Raw genomic sequence first — 16,458 nt, 5'->3', positions numbered from 1 at the left:
AACTCAGGAGACACACCGTGGCGCAATCATTCACCGCGCACCTCGAGCAGGAGGAACAGCTCGAAGAACGCGCTTACTCGATCGTTACCTGGCGGCTTGTGCCGTTCCTCTGTCTGTGCTTCGTCATCGCGTTCCTCGATCGCGTCAACATCGCGTTCGCGAAATTGCAGATGGTGTCGGAGCTGGGCTGGAGCGAGCAGATCTACGGTTTCGGCGCCGGTATCTTTTTTCTCGCGTATTTCGTATGCGAGGTTCCGAGCAATCTGATCATGCATCGGGTCGGCGCACGCCGCTGGATCGCCCGAATCATGATTTCCTGGGCAGTGCTGACGGGCCTCATGGCATTCGTGCACACGACGACGGCCTTCTATGTGATCCGCTTCCTGATTGGCGCCGCCGAAGCGGGCTTCTTCCCTGGGATTATCCTCTACCTGACATATTGGTATCCAGAGAAGCGCCGAAGCCGCGTGATCGCAACATTCATGACCGCCATTCCGATCGCCGGCGTCTGCGGCGGCATTCTCTCAGGATGGATTCTGTCGACATTCCACGGCACGGCTGGATTATCCGGGTGGCAATGGCTGTTTGTGCTCGAGAGCGTACCGTCGCTGATTGTCGGCATCGCGGCACTGTTTTATCTCGACGACAGTATCCGCAACGCGAAGTGGCTGAACGACGAAGCGCGCGTCCGGCTGATGGCGAACATCGAAGCAGAGTCGCAAAGCAAACAAACCGTATCGCTTTCCGAAGCGTTGCGTCGGCCCGCAGTATGGCTGCTGGCATTGGCGTACTTCGGTGCCGCAATGGGACAGTATGGCTTCGGTTTCTGGCTTCCGTCGATCATCAAACATATGGGCGTCGCGTCTGCGCTGAACGTGGGCCTGCTGTCCGCGATTCCATACGCGTTCGGCATCGGCGCGATGCTGGCGGTCGGCCGTAGCGCGGATCGAAGCGGTGAACATCGCTGGCATTACCTCATACCGTGCGCTGCGGCGGCTCTCGGGCTCGTCGCAAGTGCGCTGTACAGCGGCCACCAGGTGGTTTCGCTTGCGGCGTTGACGGTTGCATGCATGGGATTGCAGTGCCTTGCGCCTGTGTTCTGGCGCATTCCAACTTCGTTGCTGGGTGGGGTTGCTGCGGCCGCTGGCATCGCACTGGTCAATTCGATCGGCAACCTTGCCGGGTTCGTCAGCCCTTACATGATCGGTTGGATCGTAGACCGCACGGGCAGCGCGAGCGTCGCGCTTTACGTCACCGCAGCGTTTCTGCTGCTGTCGGCCGGTATCGTCGCTGCGATGCCGCGCAATGCCGGGCGGGATCGGCAACTCAACATCGGACACACTCAATGACTCCGTTCATCGAACAGCCTGTCGACCTATTCGTCGCAGCGCTCGAAAGCACGCTCGGCGGCAGCTCGGTTGTGCTCGACCCGTCTGTCGCGTCGGCCCACGCCGGCGACTGGAGTGAAGCACCACATTGCATGCCGGGCATCGTCGTGTTCCCGCGCACGCCGCAACAGGTGGCGGCGACACTTGAGATCTGCAGCCGCTTTCGTCGCCGTGCCGTCGTGCAAGGCGGCTTGACAGGTCTCGCCGGTGGCGCGACGCCGCGCGAAGGGGAAATTGCGCTTTCGTTATCGAAGCTCGATGCAATCGAGGAAATCGACACCATCGGAGGCACCGCCACCGTGCAGGCTGGCGTCGTTCTCGAAGAACTGCAGCAACGCGTCGAAGCACAAGGCTGGTACTTTCCGCTCGATCTCGGCGCTCGCGGTTCATGCCAGATCGGCGGCAATGCCGCTGTCAATGCTGGTGGTAACCGTGTGATCCGGTTCGGCACAATGCGCGATATGGTGCTTGGCCTCGAAGTCGCGTTACCCGACGGGCGTCTCCTCAGCATGCTCAATCGCGTCACGAAAAACACAACCGGCGTAGATCTGAAGCACCTGTTCATCGGCAGCGAAGGTACTTTGGGCGTGATTACCAGACTCGTCCTCAAGCTTTCTCCCCTGCCTACGAGCGCATGCACTGCGCTCTGCGCGCTTCCGTCGTTTGACGCCGCAACGCAGCTCATACGCGACGCTCGCGCCACACTGCCGGGCCTCTCCGCGTTCGAGGTCATGTGGGACGACTTCATGGCCGCCGCTCGCGAAGTCCACAAGTTGCGCCCAGCCTTCGATGCCCCCGCGCCGGTGTACGCATTGCTGGAGACGCTCGGTACCGACGAAGCGGACGAACGGCGACAACTCGAGGAATTTCTGGCCAATGCGTTCGACCATGGTCTCGCGACCGATGCCGTCGTAGCCCAATCGATCGACGACGCGCAGCGGCTTTGGGCCTATCGCGAAGCCATAGGCGAACTGCTGGCACATCTCAAGCCGCACGCTGCTTTCGATGTTGGCATTCCGATGGCAACAATGGAGCGGTTCGTCGATTCGACGCGCAAAGCGCTAACGCAGCAATTTGCATGCCAACGTCACCTGTTCTTCGGCCATATCGGCGACGGAAACCTTCACGTGCTTTCGGGTCCCCACGGCAGCCCGGACGACCTGCATCGCGTTGAAGATCTCGTCTACCGGGCAGTCGCCGACGTGGGCGGCTCGATCTCTGCCGAGCACGGCATCGGAGTCGTGAAGCGCGACTTTCTGCACCATAGCCGTTCTGCCGACGAGATTGCATTGATGCAAGCGATCAAGGACCTGCTGGACCCGGCAGGCGTACTGAATGCTGGCCGGATTCTACGAAAAGACTGAACGGAAGATACATGAAGATAATCGTCGCGGTGAAAAGAGTGGTCGATTACAACGTGAAGGTCCGCGTGAAGTCGGACAACACGGGCGTCGACATCGCGAACGTGAAGATGTCGATGAACCCTTTCGACGAAATCGCCGTCGAAGAAGCCGTGCGCCTGAAGGAAGCGGGCGTCGCGACCGAAGTGATCGCGGTGTCAGTGGGCGTCACGCAAGCGCAGGAAACGCTGCGCACGGCGCTGGCGATCGGCGCGGATCGCGCGATCCTCGTCGAATCGAACGACAGCGTCGAGCCGCTGGCCGTCGCGAAGATCCTGAAGGCGCTGGTCGACAAGGAACAGCCGCAGCTCGTGATCCTCGGCAAGCAGGCGATCGACGACGATTCGAATCAGACGGGTCAGATGCTGGCCGCGCTGGCCGGCCTGCCGCAAGCGACGTTCGCGTCGAAAGTCACGATCGCGGACGGCAAGGCAACGGTTGCACGCGAAGTCGACGGCGGCGCGGAAACGCTGTCGCTGACGCTGCCGGCGGTCGTGACGACCGACCTGCGCCTGAACGAGCCGCGTTACGTGACGCTGCCGAACATCATGAAGGCGAAGAAGAAGCCGCTGGAAACCGTGAAGCCGGAAGACCTCGGTGTGGACGTCGCGCCGCGTCTGAAGACGCTGAAGGTGGTCGAGCCGCCGAAGCGCGCGGCCGGCGTGAAGGTGCCGGACGTGAAGACGCTGGTCGAGAAGCTGAAGACCGAAGCCAAGGTGCTGTAAGAGGGAGCGGAAAGAAATGACGATTCTGGTGATTGCAGAACACGACAACGCGTCGATCAAGGCCGCGACGCTGAACACGGTGGCGGCGGCAGCGAAGATCGGCGGTGACATCCACGTGCTGGTCGCGGGCCACAATGCACAAGCAGCGGCTGACGCGGCAGCAAAGATCGCAGGCGTGTCCAAGGTGCTGCTGGCCGACGCGCCGCAACTGGCCGCGGGCCTGGCGGAAAACGTCGAGGCAACCGCGTTGAACATCGCGAAGGACTACTCGCACATCCTCGCGCCGGCCACCGCGTACGGCAAGAACATCGCGCCGCGTATCGCCGCGAAGCTGGACGTCGCGCAGATCTCGGACATCACGGCGGTCGACAGTGCCGACACGTTCGAGCGCCCGATCTACGCGGGCAACGCGATCGCGACGGTGCAGTCGAGCGACCCGATCAAGGTCATCACGGTGCGTGCGACGGGTTTCGATCCGGTGGCAGCGGAAGGCGGCAGCGCAGCGGTCGACAAGATCGAAGCGGCGGCCGACGCCGGCAAGTCGCAGTTCGTGAGCCGCGAAGTGACGAAGCTGGACCGTCCGGAACTGACGTCGGCGAGCATCATCGTGTCGGGCGGCCGCGGCCTGGGCAGCGGCGAGAACTACACGAAGGTGCTGGAGCCGCTGGCCGACAAGCTGTCGGCAGCGCTCGGCGCATCGCGCGCGGCAGTCGACGCCGGCTACGTGCCGAACGACTACCAGGTCGGCCAGACCGGCAAGATCGTCGCGCCGCAGCTGTACATCGCGGTCGGCATTTCGGGTGCGATCCAGCACCTGGCCGGCATGAAGGATTCGAAGGTGATCGTCGCGATCAACAAGGATCCCGAAGCACCGATCTTCAGCGTGGCCGATTACGGCCTCGTCGGCGATCTGTTCGCGCTCGTGCCGGAGCTCATCAGCGAACTCGGCAGTAATGCGGCCTGACCCTGTGCATTCCGTGGAGAACCACAATGACTGACCTTTTTGAGAACCCAATGGGGCTGATGGGATTCGAGTTTGTCGAATTCGCGTCCCCTCTTCCCGGCACCCTTGAACCCGTTTTCGAGAAACTCGGTTTCACGCTGGTTGCGCACCATCGTTCGAAAGACGTGTTGCTGTACCGACAAGGCGATATCAATTTCATCGTCAACCGTCAGCCACAAAGCCAGGCTGCGTACTTCGCTGCTGAGCACGGTCCGAGCGCCTGCGGGATGGCGTTCCGCGTCCGCGATGCCCACCGTGCCTACGATCGCGCCCTTGCAATGGGCGCCCAGCCCGTCGACATTCCGACTGGGCCAATGGAACTGCGGCTCCCCGCGATTCGCGGCATCGGCGGCGCACCTATCTACCTGATCGACCGGTACGAAAATGGCCAGTCCATCTACGACATCGACTTTTCGTTCATCGAAGGCGTTGACCGACATCCGGTCGGGCACGGTTTGACGCGCATCGATCATCTGACACACAACGTCTACCGCGGCCGAATGGCGCACTGGGCCGGATTCTACGAGAAGCTCTTCAACTTCCGCGAGATTCGCTACTTCGATATACGGGGCGAGTACACGGGCCTCGCTTCGCGGGCGATGACAGCGCCTGACGGCAAAATTCGCATCCCGCTCAACGAGGAGTCGTCGCGCGGCAGCGGACAGATCGAGGAATTCTTGATGCAGTTCAACGGCGAAGGAATACAGCATATCGCCCTCGCTACGGATAACCTCGTGGACACGATCGACCGGTTGCAGTTCGCCGGTGTGCCGTTGATGACCGCGCCCAACGATTTCTACTACGACGCGCTGGAAGCGCGCTTGCCGGGGCATGGCCAGCCGGTCGACCAACTGAAAACGCGCGGCATCCTGCTGGACGGCAGCACGGCAGATGAAAAGCCACGCCTGTTGCTGCAGATCTTCTCTCAAACGCTGCTCGGGCCCGTCTTTTTCGAGTTCATTCAGCGACAAGGCGACGACGGTTTCGGCGAAGGCAACTTCAAGGCTTTGTTCCAGTCGCTCGAACGCGATCAAATCGCGCGGGGCACTCTGCAAACCGGACATTGACGACGTCGAGCGCGGGCGGCGCCGAGCGTTTGTGTCGGGCTGCCCGGCCGGCGATACGCGACCGCCACGGAGTAATCAAAAGTATCGGGCGCTTGAGGCAGCGCAGCCGTTAGCCCGTCATCCTGGAGACGCATCAATGAAGCTCATCAAAGCGCTGTTCGTCGCCGCGCTATGGATTGCCGCGCAGTGTGCACACGCGCGAAGCAGTTCCGACATGGCTGCCCACGTCGAGGTCCACCAGATTTCCTCACTCACCCTCACCGACAGTCAGATGCTGACCGGCAACAAGAATGGAAAAGCCGTGACGGTAGCCGGCATCCTGCGCCTCGCGAAGCACACGGGAAGACAGCCGGTAGTGGTGCTGATTCATGGTTCGAGCGGAATGGGCGCGAACATCGAAATGTGGGAGCGCACGTTCAACGAGAACGGTATCGGGACGTTCGCAATCGATGGATTCACCGGCCGCGGGATCAGGTCCACCAGCCAGGATCAGTCGCAGCTTGGTCGGCTGAACCTCGTTCTCGACGCATATCGGGCGCTGGACCTGCTCTCGCACGATTCCCGCGTCGATCCGGACAAGATCATGCTGATGGGCTTTTCGAGAGGTGGACAGGCAACGCTCTACGCCGCCATGACGCGACTCAATCGCCTGTGGAATACGTCTGGTGTTCGCTTTCGCGCCTATATGCCTTTCTATCCCGACTGCATGACCCGTTATCGCGACGACACCGACGTCAACGGGCCAATCCGCGAATTCCATGGGGCAGACGACGACTACGACCCCGCGCCGGCCTGTGCCGCATACTTCGAGCGGCTGCAACAGGCCGGCAGAGACGCCACCATGACAGTCTTTCCGCACGCATCGCATGCGTTCGACATGCCGTACGCGATGCCCACTGTCGTCGTAAAGGGCGCGCAAACGGTACGTGCGTGCCGTATCGTCGAAAACGAAAGCGGCGAACTGGTGAACGAGGCGACCGGTGCGCCCTTTTCCTTTCACGATGATTGCGTTCAGACCGACCCTCACGTTGGAGGCAATGCGCAAGCGCGCGACGCGGCAATCGTCGACGTGATGGCGTATCTCAAGACAGTGCTGGGTAGCGGCGGCGACGCGCCGGGCAACTAGCTCGTCGTCGCGGCAATCAGGCTCGCCGCGGCGTCAATCGCGGCCACCTCGCATGCTTGGGGGGCGTCAGGCTTCTTACGTTCCAAGAATGTCAGGGCTGAGTGCGCAGTCGGTCAACCAGCAAGCGGAACGCTGCAGATTTGTTCTTTCTTGTCGGGTAATAGAGATGGTAGCCGGAAAAGGGTGAACACCAATCCTCAAGAAGACGAACGAGACGACCATCGCGAATCATCGGGGCAGCATGGTCTTCGACGAGGCAGGAAATACCCTGCCCGTCCACCGCAGCCGCCAGGATCATGTCCGGGTCATCGAAAGTCAATGGTCCTTCAACGCGCACTTTCATTTCCTGTTGGCCTTTTTTGAACTGCCAGGCATAGAGCGCCCCTGAGCCGGGCAGGCGAAAATTGATGCAGGCGTGCTGGGCCAACTGATGGGGATGCGTAGGTATGCCGCGTTGAGCAACGTAGCCGGGCGTGGCCACGATCGCCAGGCGGAGATCGGGGCCGATTTTTACGGCGACCATGTTTGGCGCCACGAGCTCCCCTAGTCTGATACCGGCATCGAATCGATCGTCCGCGAGGTCGCGGAAAGCTGCGTCAATGTTCACCTCGACTTGAATGTCCGGGTAGTCTCTGACGAACTTCTGCAGCACAGGCCATAACACGCTAACCGCGGCATGCCGCGGGGTAGTGATGCGGAGAGTGCCCCGGGGGCTTTCCCGTAGAGAGCCGACAGTACCAAGTGTCAGGTCAATGGCTTCGAAAGCCGGCTTCAGTCCCTGCAAGAAGGTCTCGCCTGCCGGAGTCAACGCGACGCTTCGTGTGGTGCGCGTCAGAAGACGAACACCGAGCCGCGTTTCAAGCCGCCGCAAAGTATGGCTTAGAGCGGACTGCGACGTCAGCAGACGAGCTGCGGCGCGCGTGAAACTCCTTTCCTCTGCAACAGCGACGAAGGCATTCAGGTCGATTAGGTCATCTCGGTTCATGCGTTTCCGGCCCCGGTTTCATGATTTGTCAATATAACTGTTTTTCTTATTTATACCTGCAATTCAATGGTGTAAACCCGCAAAATTGATGGTGTGCAAGACGTAACAGATGACGAGCGATATTCCCCGCACATCGTCTGGTCTCCAACCACCACGGACGTAACAGCCATGACAAATCATTCGCGTCGAACTTTCCTCGCAGGAACCGCAGCAGCCGCAGTCGCGACGCTTGCGCCGGGGAAATACGCAACGGCTCGCGAGGCTTCATCGCCGGCCATGACCGCACCCATACCCGGAGTATTCCTGCGGACTGTCGGGAAGATCGAGATGCTCTCCGTCTCCGATGGCGCCAACAGCTTTCCGCGTCGAGAAAACTTCGTCTCGAATGTTCCGCCAGCGGACGTCGTCCGCGCACTGCAGGCTGCTCGTTTGCCGACAGACACCATCACGCTAACGTTCACCCCGGTCGTCCTCAAAACTGACGGGCGCGTGGTCGTAATTGATACCGGACTCGGGGAAGCGGCCTTCAGACAGAGCAACGGCGTCGGCGGACAGTTCCATACCAACCTTGATGCGGCCGGCTACGATGCGGCCGCCGTCGATCGGGTATTGATCACGCATTTCCATGCCGATCACATTGGTGGGCTGGTGACTGCAGATGGCCGCGCAGCATTTCCGAATTCCGATATTTGGGTACCGGCAGCTGAATACGCGTTTTGGCTGAACGACGCAAACATGGCTCGAGCGGAATCGGAAGCCACAATGGCGAATTTCCAGCGCGCACGCCGCATTTTCGGGATTCTCGGCGATTCCGTCAGAACATTCGAGCCGGACACAGAGGTTGCACCAGGCGTCACGTCCATGGCCACACACGGTCACACGCCGGGACATACGTCCTTCGTCGTCGAATCTGGCGCCGATAAGGTGGTCATTCAAGGCGACGTGACCACACATCCAGCGCTATTCATCCGCCATCCGCACTGGCACGGAGCCACGGACATGGATCCTGAGATGGCACAGCAAGCACGAATCAAACTGTATGACCGGGCCGTAGCGGAAGGGATGCTCATTCAAGGATTCCACTTTCCATTTCCGGCTTTGGGCCACTTGGCGCGGGAACAGGACGGCTATCGATTGATTCCTATTGGCTAAGGTGCGCGCACGCGCGCGACGCAGCGGTCGCCGACGTGATGGCTTACTTGAGGACAGTAATGCGCAACGTCAGCGAGGTTCCAGTCAAATAGCGCCGCTATCGTTGCAGGCGCGACAGCCGCGGTGTCAATCGCCGCTGGCCTCGAGTGCGTGGGGACTGGGTAGACGCCTGACGTTTCGCCCATCTGACCAGCGCCTGTAGTCGGCTGGCGTCATGCCGGTGAGTTGGCTGAAGGCACGCCGAAACGACGTTTCCTCACTGTAGCCGCATTGCAGTGCTACCTGCTTAATGCTTGCTCCAGGCCGCTCGAGCAACACGCAAGCCATTTCGATCCGCACGCGGGTAATGAACCCTTTGGGTGACTCGTTGGTCAAGCGCTTCAGCCGCCGGTGCAGTGTCCGTTCGCTGAGACTCAGCGCGCTCGCCAGCGCTTCAGCGGTCAATCCAGGGCTGGCATGGCGAACGATCTGCTCTGCTTGCAGAAGCAGCGAGTCGGTGGCGTTGACGAACCCGCGGGGCGCATAAACCAGTTGCGGCAGCGGCAAGCTGTCGGCCACGGAAATATCTGCGGCGAGACGGGCCACATCGGGCCCTGCCTCGCGCCTGATCACGTGCAAGGCCAGATCCACCCAGGACAGCGGACCGCCTGTCGTCACGATCCGATCCTGCTCTTCCACCGCTGTGCCCCACACCGCGCGTGCCTTGGGAAACCGCTGCCTGAACGCATGGTGGAGCCACCACGTGGTCGTACAGCGCCTGCCGTTCAGCAAGCCGGCCTCTCCGAGCACGAAGGTACCTGCACACGCAGCGCCCACTAGCGCACCGGCCTGATGACGCTCTTGCAGCCACGTTGCCGCGTGGCCGATCGATGCGGATACAGGAGGGAGCCGGTCCGGCCCCAGCGCCATACCTGTGACAAGCGCCACGTCGCATTGCGTTAATTCCCGAAACGAGGCGTCGATCGGAATCTGCCGGCCCTGCGGATCGCGCAGGCCCTTCCCATCCGCGCTTGCGATGATGGTCTCGAAGGTTGGGAGAGCTCGGCCAGGCAGGTCATATGACGCGTCGGCAGGCGGTGCGCGTAACGCTTGCTCGGTCATCCAGAACAGGTCGGCAAGGCCGCTGATGGCGGACAGCAGGCTGCCTTCGACGGCAACGATTCCTATGCGCACGGCGCGCTCCGTGTCTCAGGGGGTTGGCGAATTTTGCATGAATGTTGGCGAGTTTGCCACCTGCAACGGTTCGCTGAAGCCGGATAAATTTGGCACGTCCCCTCAATGATTCACTTTCACATGAAATTCCCATTCCTTCACGACTGTCCGGTCTCGCTCTTTCAGAGAAGGGCGCGCCGTCGGTCCGTATGGTTCAGCCGACTAGTTGCTGCCGTAGCCTTCACGGCGACGCTGACGACGGCTCATGCGGCAGCGACTGCGGCGCCGGCAGTGCGCAACATCGTGCTTGTGCATGGCGCCTTTGCGGACGGATCAAGTTGGAGTCCCGTGATCGTCCGGCTACAGCGCATGGGTTACCGGGTCACCGCCGTGCAAAACCCCCTCACTTCGCTCGCAGACGACGTTGCCGCCACCGAAAGCGTCCTGCATCGGCAAACCGGCGACGTACTACTGGTGGGCCACTCCTGGGCCGGCGCGGTCGTCACGCAGGCCGGCAACGCTGCCAGTGTGAAAGGCCTGGTCTATCTGTCCGCGCTGGTACCGGACGACGGCGAGTCCGTCGCCGACCTGCTGCAACGCCTCCACGCGCCGATGACCGGCCTCGCATCGGACGCCCATGGGCTAATCTGGCTCGACGATGCGCGAGCGTTTCAGCACGTCATGGCAGCGGACATTCCGCTCGAACAGGCTCGCGTCCTGGCATCGGTTCAACAGCCTGTCGCAGCGGCCTGCTTCACTGGGAAAATCCAGCACGCGGCCTGGCACGACAAGCCTGTCTGGTATCTGCGAACCACCAACGACAATGCGCTGAAGCCCGCCGTGCAGCAAGCCATTGCGCAGCACATCGGGGCAACGGTCACGTCGATTCGCTCCAGCCACATGTCGATGCTATCTCACCCGGACGAGGTCGCGAGGCTGATCGATCTGGCCGCCCGGAAGGCATCGCAATGAATTCCAGCGCGTTTCGACGCGCTTCACTCCTCCCCTGTCAGCGAGGCTTCAATGAATATCCTTCATCTCGATTCGAGCATGCTCGGCAACAGTTCCATCACACGAGAGCTGTCCGCAGCCGTGGTAGCTGGTCTGCGGGCGCAGCATCCGTCGGCGCATGTGACGTACCGTGATCTCGTCCACGACGAAATCCGGCATCTCACCGGCCCAATCGCAGCAGGATTTCGGCAGATCGACGTCGGTGCTCTCGACGACGCCACCGCGCGCGAACATGAGCTCTCCGAAGCACTCGTCAAGGAGTTTCTAGCGAGCGACGTCATTGTCATCGGTGCGCCGATGTACAACTTTTCGGTGCCGAGTCAGTTGAAAGCATGGCTCGATCGTGTAGCCCAGGCCGGGCGCACGTTCCAGTATACCGAAAACGGCCCGGTCGGCCTGGCAGGCGGCAAGCAGGTGATCGTAGCCTCTGCGCGCGGCGGATTTTACGCGGACGCACCGCTCTCATACATGGACTTCCAGGAAAGCTACCTGAAGGCGTTCTTCGGTTTCCTGGGCATCACCGACGTCCGCTTCGTGCGGGCCGAAGGAGCGTCGAAGGGTCAAGCCGTCCGGGACGAGAGCATCGCGCTTGCCAGGGCGACCCTGACCGACGTACTCGTCGACATACGCACGTCCGGTGCGCAAACCATCCAGTAACAGGAGTCGCTTATGCTGTTCGCCATCAAGCTCGGCTACGTCCGTCCCATCGAAGAAATCCAGGCGCATCTCGATGCTCACAAGGCGTGGCTCATCAAATACGCGCAAGCGGGAAATATCCTTGCCGCGGGTCCGCTGCATGGAGAAAGCGGCGGTTTCGTGCTCGCGTATGCGGGCCAACCACGGGATATAGAGACAATGATTGCCGAAGACCCGTTCCATATCCACGGATTGGCAAAGTTCGATGTTGTCTGCTGCGAACCTGCGATATGCGTGGCGGGTTTTCCTGCACACTGGGCAGCAGGCGCAAGGTCGATATGATGGGCTTCATTTGCGGGACGTGCTCACGCTGACCCGCGGCGGAATTCCGTGACGAATCGTACCGCGCGTCTCGCGTCGAGATTCTCGGAATCGCGGAATGTCGAGCTGCAGCGCTCGCCACAGTCGCCGCCCCGCGATTCGCTCAACGCCAGCCAGGCCGACATCTGGCGATAGCCAAAGTGGCCGCGACTCTTGCGCGGCCCACATCAGCCTCTCGCCTCGGCCGGATCAGGAAAACGGCCAAAATGACGTCGCTGCGCGAGATACCGGTCTACCGGCATACCAGCGATTCCGATCCGTCACCCGAGCCACGACCGGATATTCGCGCGCATCGCGCCAGGCGAGATCCCGTAGCGCTCATGCAATGTCGGCAGCGCGCCCGCGGCGAGATACGCATCCGGCAGCGCGATCTGCCGGAACGGCACCGCGACGCCCGCCGCGAGCAACGCGGTCGCGACCGCTTCGCCGAGCCCGCCGATCGTCGTATGGTTCTCCGCGACGATGACCATGCGCCCTTTTCGCGCGGCTTCGCGGACGATGGTCGCCGTGTCGAGCGGCTTGATCGTCGGCACGTGCAGCACGGCGACATCGACGCGATCGGCTTCGAGCGCCTTCGCCACCTCGAGCGCACGCATCGTCATGATGCCGGACGAGATCAGCAGCACGTCGTTGCCGTCGCGCAGCAGCTTAGCCTTGCCGAGTTCGAAGCGGTAATCGTATTCGTCGAGCACGGCCGGCACGTTGCCGCGCAGCAGACGCGCATACACGGGCCCCTTGTGCGCGGCGATGGCCGGCACGATCTGTTCGATGTCCAGCGCGTCGCACGGATCGATCACGGTCATGTTCGGCATCGCGCGCATCAGCGCCAGATCCTCGGCGGCCTGGTGGCTCGGCCCGTAGCCGGTCGTGAGCCCCGGCAATGCGCAGATCAGCTTCACGTCGAGATTGTCCTCGGCGATCGCCTGATGAATGAAGTCGTACGCGCGGCGCGTCGCAAACACCGCATAGGTCGTGACGAACGGCTGCGCGCCTTCGTGCGCGAACCCGGCGGCGGCCCCCATCAGCAACTGCTCTGCCATGCCCATCTGGTAGTAACGCTCGGGGAATGCCTTCGCGAAGATGTGCAGGTCGGTGTATTTGCCGAGATCGGCCGTCATGCCGATCACGTTGCCGTTGGTGCGCGCGAGTTCGGTCAGCGCATGGCCGAACGGCGCGGAGCGGGTCGCCTGCCCTTCGGCCGCGATGGAGGCGATCATCGCCGAGGTCTTCAGGCGCGGCTTGTTGTCGACGGTGCTCATGCGTGTCTCCCTGCTTCGAGTGCGTCGAGCGCGAGTTGCCACTCGTGCGCTTCGACCCGGATGAAATGGCTTTTCTCGCGTGCTTCGAGGAACGGCACGCCGCACCCCATCCTGGTGTCGCAGACGATGATGCGCGGCTGCGGCGCGCGATGCCCGCGCGCATCGTCGAACGCGCGTTTCACCGCGTCGATGTCGTTGCCGTCCACGCGTTGCACGTACCAGCCGAACGCCTGGAGCTTGTCGACCAGCGGCTCGAACGCCATGACCTGCGTCGACGGGCCGTCGGCCTGCTGGTTGTTCACGTCGACGATCGCGATCAGGTTGTCGAGCTTCCAGTGCGCGGCCGACATCAGCCCTTCCCAGATCGCGCCTTCGTCGAGCTCGCCGTCGGAAAACAGCGTATAGATGAACGCGTCCGAGCCCTTGCGCTTCAAGCCGAGGCACCGGCCGACCGCGATCGTCAGCCCCTGCCCGAGCGAGCCGCCGGACATTTCCATGCCGGGCGTGTAGCTCGCCATGCCGGACATCGGCAAGCGGCTGTCGTCGCTGCCATAGGTTTCGAGTTCAGCAGCCGGCAGGATGCCGGCTTCGAACAGCGCCGCGTACAGCGCGATCGCGTAGTGCCCGTTCGACAGCAGGAAGCGGTCGCGCCCTTCCCAGTCGGGATCATCGGCGCGATAGCGCATCGCGCCGAAATACGCGACGGCCAGCACGTCGGCGATGTCGAGCGCCTGGCCGACATAGCCCTGCCCCTGCACTTCGCCCATCAGCACGGCGTTTCTTCGGATGCGGTACGCGCGCTCGGCGAGCGTGACCGCTTCATGGATGGTTTCGGTAGCCATCGATCACTCCAGTATCGGGTCGGAAGGAATGCAAATGAATCAGTGGTTGTCAGCGGTTCACCGATCGGGGCACGAGGAACACCAGCAGCGCACCGGCCGTGATCGCGACGGAGATGAACACGAGCCCCGCGGTGGATTTGCCGGTCAGGTCGTTCAGCCAGCCGACGATCGCCGGCGAGACGAAGCCCGCCAGGTTCGCGAAGCAGTTGACCGCGGCGATGCCCGCCGCCGCCGACATCCCGCCCAGTAACGCGGTCGGCAGCGACCAAAACTGCGACGACGACGCGAGGATGCCGGCGGACGCGATGCTCAGACACACGATCGACGCGGCGACGCTGCCGAGCATCGGCAACGTGGCGAAGCCCGCCGCCGCGACCAGCATCGGCACCGCGAGATGGAAGCGGCGCTCCCGGCGACGATCGGCGCTGATGCCAATCAGCGGCAGCGCGACGATCGCACACGCATACGGAATCGCGGTGAACAGGCCGACCCACAGCGGATCGGCCACGCCGGCCCTGCGAATGATCGTCGGCAGCCAGAACGTGAGGCCGTACTGCCCGAGCACCACGCAGAAGTAGATCGCGGCCATCAGCCACAGCCGGCGATCCGCGACGAACGTCCGAATCGACACGTGGGCGGTCGTGTGCGCGGCATCGGCCGACACGTTGCGCGCGAGCAAAGCTTTTTCGGCATCGGTCAGCCATTTCGCGCCGGAGATGCCGTCGTCGAGATACAGCAGGATCGCGAAGCCCAACACAAACGACGGCAGCGCCTCGAGCAGGAACAGCCACTTCCAGCCGGCCATCGACATCGCGCCGTGCAGGGAATGCATGATCGCGCCCGACAGCGGCCCGCCGATGATCCCGGCGAGCGGAATCGCCATGAAGAACAGCGATAGCGCCTTCGCGCGCCGCGCCGAGGGGAACCAGTACGTGAGATACAGGATCACGCCCGGCGCGAAGCCGGCTTCGGCGACGCCGAGCGCAAACCGAAGCACGTAGAACGCGGTGGGCGACTTGACGAACACGAAGCTCGCCGAGATCACCGCCCACGTCAGCATGATTCGTGCGAGCCAGCGGCGCGCGCCGACGCGATGCAGGATGAGATTGCTCGGCACCTCGAACAGGAAATAGCCGAGGAAAAAGATGCCTGCGCCCATCCCGTAGACCGTCTCGCTGAAACGCAGGTCGTTGAGCATCTGCAGTTTCGCGAAGCCGACATTGACGCGGTCGAGATACGCGCCGAGGTAGCACAACATCAGGAACGGGATCAGCCGTCGCGCGACCTTCGCGTAGGTGACCGCTTCGAACGTCCGGGCGTCGTCCCGTTGCAGCATCTCGCCCTCAACGGGCGGTGCGGGGTACTTTGCTCTCATCCTTGTCTCCTGCCATGGCCCCGGGTTTTCCCGGGTGCATGATGGTCGGCGCCGCGCATCGGGCGGCGCCGTTCTCAGTGAATCAGCATCCCGCCATTGACGTCGAGCGTGATGCCAGTCAGGTAGATCGACAGGTCGCTCAGCAGGAACAGGCACGCATTGGCGACGTCGTCGGCATCGCCGAGCCGGCCGAGCGGAATGCCCTTGATGATGTCATCGCGCATCGCGGGCGTCAGCTTGTCGCCGGTGATGTCGGTCTGAATCAGGCCGGGCGTGATCGAATTGACGCGAATCTGGTCGGCGCCGAATTCGCGCGCCATCGCCCTCGCGAGGCCGAGCACGCCGGCCTTGGCGGCGCTATAGTGCGGCCCGCCGAAGATGCCGCCGCCGCGTTGCGCGGACACCGACGACATGCAGACGATGCTGCCGCCGCGCTGCTCTTTCATCGCGGGCAGCACCGCTTGCGACATGTACAGCGTGCCGCGCAGGTTCACGTCGACGATCGCATCGAAGTCGCGCGCCGAGATCTCCAGCGTGCGCACGGGCTGCGTGATGCCGGCGTTGTTCACGAGGCCGTCGATGCGGCCGAAGTGCTCAAGCGCGACGCGGGCTGCCGCCGCGCACGCGTCGCGGTCGGTTACGTCGCAGGCGAGGCCGAGATGGCCGGCGCCGAGTTCGGCGGCGGCCGCTTCCGCGTCTTCGCGGCGAAGGTCGAGGATCGCCACGCGTGCGCCGTGCGCGGCCAGCGCGCGGGCCGTTGCCTTGCCGATTCCGCGCGGCGATGCGGCGCCGGTCACGATGATGGTCCTGTTGTCGAGCAACATCGCTTGTCTCCTTATATCTTCGATTTGCTTCAAACTTCAGTGGTGGCGCGCCGTTTGGCGCGCTGCTTTGCCGGTTGGCGGCTACGGCACAGCTTGTGTCTCCTGCGAGCCGTTAAGCTCGAATCACAGCTC

At 62.6% G+C, this 16,458-nt stretch carries 16 protein-coding genes; 10 read left to right on the top strand and 6 right to left on the bottom strand.

What is annotated here, in order from left to right; translation table 11 throughout:
- The first annotated feature begins 17 nt into the window (after positions 1-17).
- The 6 genes from H0X91_RS29240 (at position 18) to H0X91_RS29215 (ending at position 6,709) form a co-directional block, all read left to right on the top strand.
- Positions 18-1,349, top strand: a complete 1,332-nt coding sequence (locus H0X91_RS29240; RefSeq protein ID WP_062911577.1) for an MFS transporter — start codon at positions 18-20, stop codon at positions 1,347-1,349.
- Positions 1,346-2,752, top strand: a complete 1,407-nt coding sequence (locus H0X91_RS29235) for an FAD-binding oxidoreductase (protein WP_062911576.1) — start codon at positions 1,346-1,348, stop codon at positions 2,750-2,752. Before H0X91_RS29240 ends, H0X91_RS29235 begins: the two co-directional genes overlap by 4 nt.
- Positions 2,753-2,763: 11 nt before the next feature.
- A complete protein-coding gene (locus tag H0X91_RS29230; protein ID WP_062911575.1) occupies positions 2,764-3,513 on the top strand; it encodes an electron transfer flavoprotein subunit beta/FixA family protein in 750 nt (249 codons plus the stop codon).
- A 16-nt stretch (positions 3,514-3,529) separates the two neighbouring features.
- Complete coding sequence (locus H0X91_RS29225) at positions 3,530-4,477, top strand: electron transfer flavoprotein subunit alpha/FixB family protein (RefSeq protein WP_164531452.1); 948 nt, start codon at positions 3,530-3,532, stop codon at positions 4,475-4,477.
- Positions 4,478-4,503: 26 nt separating this feature from the next.
- Positions 4,504-5,583, top strand: coding sequence for a 4-hydroxyphenylpyruvate dioxygenase (gene hppD / locus H0X91_RS29220; protein ID WP_164531451.1), 1,080 nt, complete (start codon positions 4,504-4,506; stop codon positions 5,581-5,583).
- A 136-nt stretch (positions 5,584-5,719) separates the two neighbouring features.
- Positions 5,720-6,709: a dienelactone hydrolase family protein gene (locus H0X91_RS29215; RefSeq protein WP_062911573.1), complete on the top strand. Its 990-nt coding sequence runs from the start codon at positions 5,720-5,722 to the stop codon at positions 6,707-6,709.
- A 91-nt stretch (positions 6,710-6,800) separates the two neighbouring features.
- Here H0X91_RS29215 and H0X91_RS29210 read toward each other — a convergent pair whose 3' ends face one another.
- Positions 6,801-7,694: a LysR family transcriptional regulator gene (locus H0X91_RS29210; RefSeq protein WP_062911572.1), complete on the bottom strand. Its 894-nt coding sequence runs from the start codon at positions 7,692-7,694 to the stop codon at positions 6,801-6,803.
- A 168-nt stretch (positions 7,695-7,862) separates the two neighbouring features.
- Between H0X91_RS29210 and H0X91_RS29205 the strand changes: the two genes are divergently transcribed.
- On the top strand, positions 7,863-8,846 hold the full coding sequence (locus tag H0X91_RS29205; protein ID WP_062911571.1) for an MBL fold metallo-hydrolase: 984 nt from the start codon (positions 7,863-7,865) through the stop codon (positions 8,844-8,846).
- A gap of 126 nt (positions 8,847-8,972) precedes the next feature.
- On the opposite strand, the gene H0X91_RS29200 is transcribed toward H0X91_RS29205, so the two are convergent.
- Positions 8,973-10,019, bottom strand: a complete 1,047-nt coding sequence (locus H0X91_RS29200) for a GlxA family transcriptional regulator (protein WP_062911570.1) — start codon at positions 10,017-10,019, stop codon at positions 8,973-8,975.
- Between the two features lie 120 nt (positions 10,020-10,139).
- On the opposite strand from H0X91_RS29200, the gene H0X91_RS29195 reads away from it, so the two are divergent.
- Genes H0X91_RS29195 through H0X91_RS29185 form a run of 3 tightly spaced genes read left to right on the top strand, consistent with a single transcriptional unit; the run spans position 10,140 to position 11,987 of the window.
- Positions 10,140-10,970 carry an alpha/beta fold hydrolase gene (locus tag H0X91_RS29195; protein WP_080466999.1) on the top strand — a complete coding sequence of 277 codons (831 nt, stop codon included), beginning with the start codon at positions 10,140-10,142 and terminating at the stop codon, positions 10,968-10,970.
- 51 nt (positions 10,971-11,021) lie between these two features.
- Positions 11,022-11,666: an FMN-dependent NADH-azoreductase gene (locus tag H0X91_RS29190; protein ID WP_062911569.1), complete on the top strand. Its 645-nt coding sequence runs from the start codon at positions 11,022-11,024 to the stop codon at positions 11,664-11,666.
- A gap of 12 nt (positions 11,667-11,678) precedes the next feature.
- Complete coding sequence (locus H0X91_RS29185; RefSeq protein ID WP_062911568.1) at positions 11,679-11,987, top strand: YciI family protein; 309 nt, start codon at positions 11,679-11,681, stop codon at positions 11,985-11,987.
- A 299-nt stretch (positions 11,988-12,286) separates the two neighbouring features.
- Here the strand turns inward: H0X91_RS29185 and H0X91_RS29180 are convergent, their stop codons facing one another.
- The 4 genes from H0X91_RS29180 to H0X91_RS29165 form a co-directional block, all read right to left on the bottom strand.
- On the bottom strand, positions 12,287-13,285 hold the full coding sequence (locus tag H0X91_RS29180) for a transketolase family protein (RefSeq protein ID WP_062911567.1): 999 nt from the start codon (positions 13,283-13,285) through the stop codon (positions 12,287-12,289).
- Positions 13,282-14,127: a transketolase gene (locus H0X91_RS29175; protein ID WP_062911566.1), complete on the bottom strand. Its 846-nt coding sequence runs from the start codon at positions 14,125-14,127 to the stop codon at positions 13,282-13,284. Before H0X91_RS29175 ends, H0X91_RS29180 begins: the two co-directional genes overlap by 4 nt.
- Before the next feature lie 49 nt (positions 14,128-14,176).
- Complete coding sequence (locus H0X91_RS29170) at positions 14,177-15,502, bottom strand: MFS transporter (RefSeq protein WP_196433572.1); 1,326 nt, start codon at positions 15,500-15,502, stop codon at positions 14,177-14,179.
- A gap of 74 nt (positions 15,503-15,576) precedes the next feature.
- Positions 15,577-16,326 (bottom strand): SDR family NAD(P)-dependent oxidoreductase, encoded by a 750-nt coding sequence (locus H0X91_RS29165; protein ID WP_062911564.1) that lies wholly within the window; start codon positions 16,324-16,326, stop codon positions 15,577-15,579.
- Positions 16,327-16,458: the final 132 nt, after the last annotated feature.

Origin of the sequence: Burkholderia sp. 9777_1386, assembly GCF_015712265.1 — a bacterium.
Lineage (GTDB): Bacteria > Pseudomonadota > Gammaproteobacteria > Burkholderiales > Burkholderiaceae > Burkholderia > Burkholderia cenocepacia.
The sequence above is the reverse complement of the archived record's forward strand: the minus strand, read 5'-3'. Positions and strand labels throughout refer to the sequence as shown.

Coding starts and splice junctions, on each gene's coding strand:
- H0X91_RS29235 (WP_062911576.1), top strand. CDS start 1,346: ATGACTCCGTTCATCGAACAGCCTGTCGACCTATTCGTCGCAGCGCTC.
- H0X91_RS29230 (WP_062911575.1), top strand. CDS start 2,764: ATGAAGATAATCGTCGCGGTGAAAAGAGTGGTCGATTACAACGTGAAG.
- H0X91_RS29225 (WP_164531452.1), top strand. CDS start 3,530: ATGACGATTCTGGTGATTGCAGAACACGACAACGCGTCGATCAAGGCC.
- hppD (WP_164531451.1), top strand. CDS start 4,504: ATGACTGACCTTTTTGAGAACCCAATGGGGCTGATGGGATTCGAGTTT.
- H0X91_RS29215 (WP_062911573.1), top strand. CDS start 5,720: ATGAAGCTCATCAAAGCGCTGTTCGTCGCCGCGCTATGGATTGCCGCG.
- H0X91_RS29210 (WP_062911572.1), bottom strand. CDS start 7,694: ATGAACCGAGATGACCTAATCGACCTGAATGCCTTCGTCGCTGTTGCA.
- H0X91_RS29205 (WP_062911571.1), top strand. CDS start 7,863: ATGACAAATCATTCGCGTCGAACTTTCCTCGCAGGAACCGCAGCAGCC.
- H0X91_RS29195 (WP_080466999.1), top strand. CDS start 10,140: ATGAAATTCCCATTCCTTCACGACTGTCCGGTCTCGCTCTTTCAGAGA.
- H0X91_RS29190 (WP_062911569.1), top strand. CDS start 11,022: ATGAATATCCTTCATCTCGATTCGAGCATGCTCGGCAACAGTTCCATC.
- H0X91_RS29185 (WP_062911568.1), top strand. CDS start 11,679: ATGCTGTTCGCCATCAAGCTCGGCTACGTCCGTCCCATCGAAGAAATC.
- H0X91_RS29180 (WP_062911567.1), bottom strand. CDS start 13,285: ATGAGCACCGTCGACAACAAGCCGCGCCTGAAGACCTCGGCGATGATC.
- H0X91_RS29175 (WP_062911566.1), bottom strand. CDS start 14,127: ATGGCTACCGAAACCATCCATGAAGCGGTCACGCTCGCCGAGCGCGCG.
- H0X91_RS29170 (WP_196433572.1), bottom strand. CDS start 15,502: ATGAGAGCAAAGTACCCCGCACCGCCCGTTGAGGGCGAGATGCTGCAA.
- H0X91_RS29165 (WP_062911564.1), bottom strand. CDS start 16,326: ATGTTGCTCGACAACAGGACCATCATCGTGACCGGCGCCGCATCGCCG.